The following is a 3,369-nucleotide window of genomic DNA, read 5'->3' as shown; positions in this document are numbered from 1 at the left end:
CCGTGGAACGGCCGGGCCCCGCTCTTGCGCCGAACTCGGGGAGCCTCCTGACGTGGCAGGAAGCTGCCATTCCCGGCATCCCCCGGGGGTGCGAATCCACGCTGGGTCCATGAGCACAACGATCCACGCGAAAGCCGCCGGCACCTGGGAACTCGGTGACCGGACGGTCAACCGGCTCGGCTTCGGGGCCATGCGGCTGTTGAGCAACGCCGACGGCGGACCCAGCGACCGCGCGCGGGCCATCGCGGTCCTGCGGCGGGCCGTCGAGCTGGGGGTCAACCACATCGACACGGCCGCCTTCTACTTCTCGCCGCTGCGCTCCGCCAACGAGCTGATCAACACCGCGCTCGCGCCGTACCCGGACGACCTGGTCATCACCACGAAGGTCGGCCCCGGCCGCGACCCGTCCGGCGACTGGCTCCACGTCGAGGACGCGAAGGGGCTGCGCGGTCAGGTCGAGGAGAACATCCGCCAGCTCGGCCTCGACCACCTCGACGTCGTCAACCTCCGCATCGGCCGGGGACTCGAACGCGGTGAGGGCTCCGTCAAGGCCGGCTTCGAGGCGCTGGCCGAGCTCCGGCAGGAAGGTCTGATCCGGCACCTGGGCCTGTCCAACGTGGGCGCCGAGCACCTGGAGGAGGCCCTCGCGATCGCGCCGGTCGTGTGCGTCCAGAACCAGTACGGGCTCGTCACGCGCCGCGAGGACGACGCGCTCGTCGAGCTGTGCGGGCGGAACGGCGTCGCCTTCGTCCCGTTCTTCGCGCTCGGTACCGCGATCCCCGGCGCGTCGGCGTCCGGGCCGGCCGGCGGCACCGGCGTGGACGTCATCGCGGAGGTCGCGGAGGCGCACGACGCCACCCCCGCCCAGGTCCGCCTCGCCTGGACGCTGCACAAGGCTCCGAACGTCCTCGCCATCCCCGGCACCGGTGACCCGGCGCACCTGGAGGAGAACGTGGCCGCGGCCGGGTTGCGCCTGACCGACGAGGACATGGCCCGGCTGGAGGCGATCGGGTGAGGTCCGCACTCCCCTGACCTGCACCACAACCCAACCACAACCCGCGCCCCTTACACATCTCGCATGAAGTTCACCATGAGACTGGTCCTGGCGGTGGTGGCCGCGACGGGGGTCGTGGTCCCCTCGACCGTCGCCCACGCCACCGAGTGCGCGCCCGCACGGGTCGCGGCGGCGGACGCCAACAACTACGAGGGCACCGACGTGAGCAGCAGCCTCGTCTTCGAGGTGGTGGCGACGGCGGACGCGGGCTGCAAACCCGAGGGTTCCGTGCGGTACAGCGTCGTCGCCGACACCGCGAGCGACGGGAGCACGGGCGAACCGGGCGACACCGCCGACTTCGTCGCCCAGTCGGGCACCCTGACGTGGACCGCGTCCTCTTCCGCGACGCGGACGGTGTCGGTGACCGTGCGCAACGACAACCGGCCCGAGCCGGACGAGCGGGTGGAGCTCCGGCTGTCCGACGCCACCGGGCTGGTCGTCGCGGACCCGGTGGCCGTCGGGTGGTTGCGCGACGACGACGGGATGGTCGCCCGGGAGCTGCGGTTCGACGTCGACAGCGGGAAGGTCTGCTGGGTCCCGGACGTCTGCCGGGTGCGGATCACCTTCTCCGTGCCGCTGCGCGCACCGGTCACCCTGCACTACCGCACCCACGACCTGACGGCGACCGCCGGGCAGGACTACGCGGGGGTCAAGGACACCACGCTGACCGTGAAGACCGGGCTGACCAGCGTGCTGGCGCCGGTCACGCTGCTGCCCCACCAGTCGCCGCAGCCGGACGAGACGTTCACGCTGGAGGTCTTCGCCCCGAGCGGCGGTCGGGTGGGCCAGGGGACCGCCCCGGTGACGATCAGGTCCGGTCAGTAGCCGCGGCCTCGGCCGTCGCACCCACCTGCCGGTACAGCCGGGTCGCCCGGTCCCGGTGGTGGTGTGCGGCGGCCCGGTCGTCGCGCCGGTCGGCCAGCTCCGCCAGGTCGCGGTGCACGTGGGCCTCCTCGAAGGCGTCCGGCACGCGGGCGCGCTCGGCCAGCGCGTCCGCCAGCGCCCCGGCCGCCGCGTCGAGGTGGCCGGCACGCAGGTGGGCCCGGCCGAGCAGGCCCAGCACGACGGCCACGCCGTGCCGGTCGTCCACCTCCCGGCTGATCGCGAGCGCCTGCTCGAAGAACGCCACGCCGTGCCCGTCGCGGTCCAGGTGGGCGGTGCCGATGTCGGCCAGCACCTCCCACTCCACCCAGCGGTCCCCGATCTCACGGCTCAGGTCCAACGCGCGGTCCAGCTCGCGCAGCGCCAGGTCCGGCGCACCGCGCCGCAGGTGCGCCTCGCCCAGGACGTTCAGGGTGCCCGCTTCCAGCCTGGTGTTGCCCAGCTCGCGGAACACCTCCAGCGCGTCCCGCAACGGCGCCAGGCTCGCCTCCGGGTCACCCATGCGCAGGTAGGTGTGGCCGAGGTTGCGCTGCGACAGCGCGCGACCCAGCCGGGTGCCCGCGCGGTCGCAGCAGTCCACCGCGCGCAGGTGCGAGAGCACCGCTTCGTCGAACCGGCGCAGCTCGGCCAGGGCGTTGGCGATGTTGTTGTGCACGTGGCCCTCGCCCGCCAGGTCGCCGGTCTCCCGGACGATCGCGAGCGCCTGGTGGTTGGCCTCGATGGCCTCCGTCAGCCTGCGGGTCATGAACAGCGCCACGCCCAGCGCCCGCAGCATCTCCGCTTCCGCGGCCCGGTCGCCCAGCTCGGCCGCGGCCCCGGCGGCGATCCGGCACATCGCGACCCGCTCGTGCCAGTGGCCGGTGGCCTCGTAGAAGCTCGTCAGCAGGTAGGTCAGCTGCCACGCGGCGGTCAGCTCGCGCCGGTCGCGGGCGAACTGCACCACCGGCAGCAGGTTCTCGCGCTCGCCTTCGAGGAACGTCAGCGCCGCGTGCCGGTCGGGCGGGAACAACGGCTCGTCCCACGGGTGCCGGATGACCGGGCGGACCAGGTCGCGCGCCGGGTTCGCCAGGAGGTTCACCTCGTGCGCGACCTGCGTGTACCAGTCCAGCAGGCGATCGGTCGCCTCCGCGCGGTCGTGGTCGGTCAGCCGGCCGCGGGCGTACTCGCGGATCAGGTCGTGGAACCGGAAGCGGTGCGGCCCGACCTCGGTCACCAGGTGCGCGGCGGCCAGCGACGCCAGCACCGAGCCGACCCCGGGCAGCGGGACGCCGGACACCGCGGCGACCAGCCAGGAGCTGAACGTCGGTCCGGGCGCGACCGCGATCCGGCGGAACACCGCCGCCGACCCCTCCGGCAACGGCCGGTAGGCGCTGTCGATCACCGCGCGCACGGTCCGCGAGTCGCCCTCCACCGCCAGCCCGTCGAGCCTGGCC

At 73.7% G+C, this 3,369-nt stretch carries 3 protein-coding genes; 2 read left to right on the top strand and 1 reads right to left on the bottom strand.

Annotated features, from left to right (window positions below; genetic code table 11):
* Window positions 1-109: 109 nt before the first annotated feature.
* Window positions 110-1,015, top strand: coding sequence for an oxidoreductase (locus AB0G02_RS32320; RefSeq protein WP_360801737.1), 906 nt, complete (start codon window positions 110-112; stop codon window positions 1,013-1,015).
* Window positions 1,016-1,090: 75 nt separating this feature from the next.
* Complete coding sequence (locus AB0G02_RS32315; protein WP_360801734.1) at window positions 1,091-1,879, top strand: Calx-beta domain-containing protein; 789 nt, start codon at window positions 1,091-1,093, stop codon at window positions 1,877-1,879.
* Here the strand turns inward: AB0G02_RS32315 and AB0G02_RS32310 are convergent.
* Window positions 1,863-3,369 (bottom strand): tetratricopeptide repeat protein (locus AB0G02_RS32310; protein WP_360801731.1); only part of this gene is annotated, 1,507 nt, incomplete at its 5' end. The two genes, AB0G02_RS32315 and AB0G02_RS32310, sit on opposite strands and share 17 nt — an antisense overlap.

The sequence above is a fragment of the Actinosynnema sp. NPDC023658 genome (genome assembly GCF_040639995.1).
Lineage (GTDB): Bacteria > Actinomycetota > Actinomycetes > Mycobacteriales > Pseudonocardiaceae > Actinosynnema.
The sequence above is the reverse complement of the archived record's forward strand: the minus strand, read 5'-3'. Positions and strand labels throughout refer to the sequence as shown.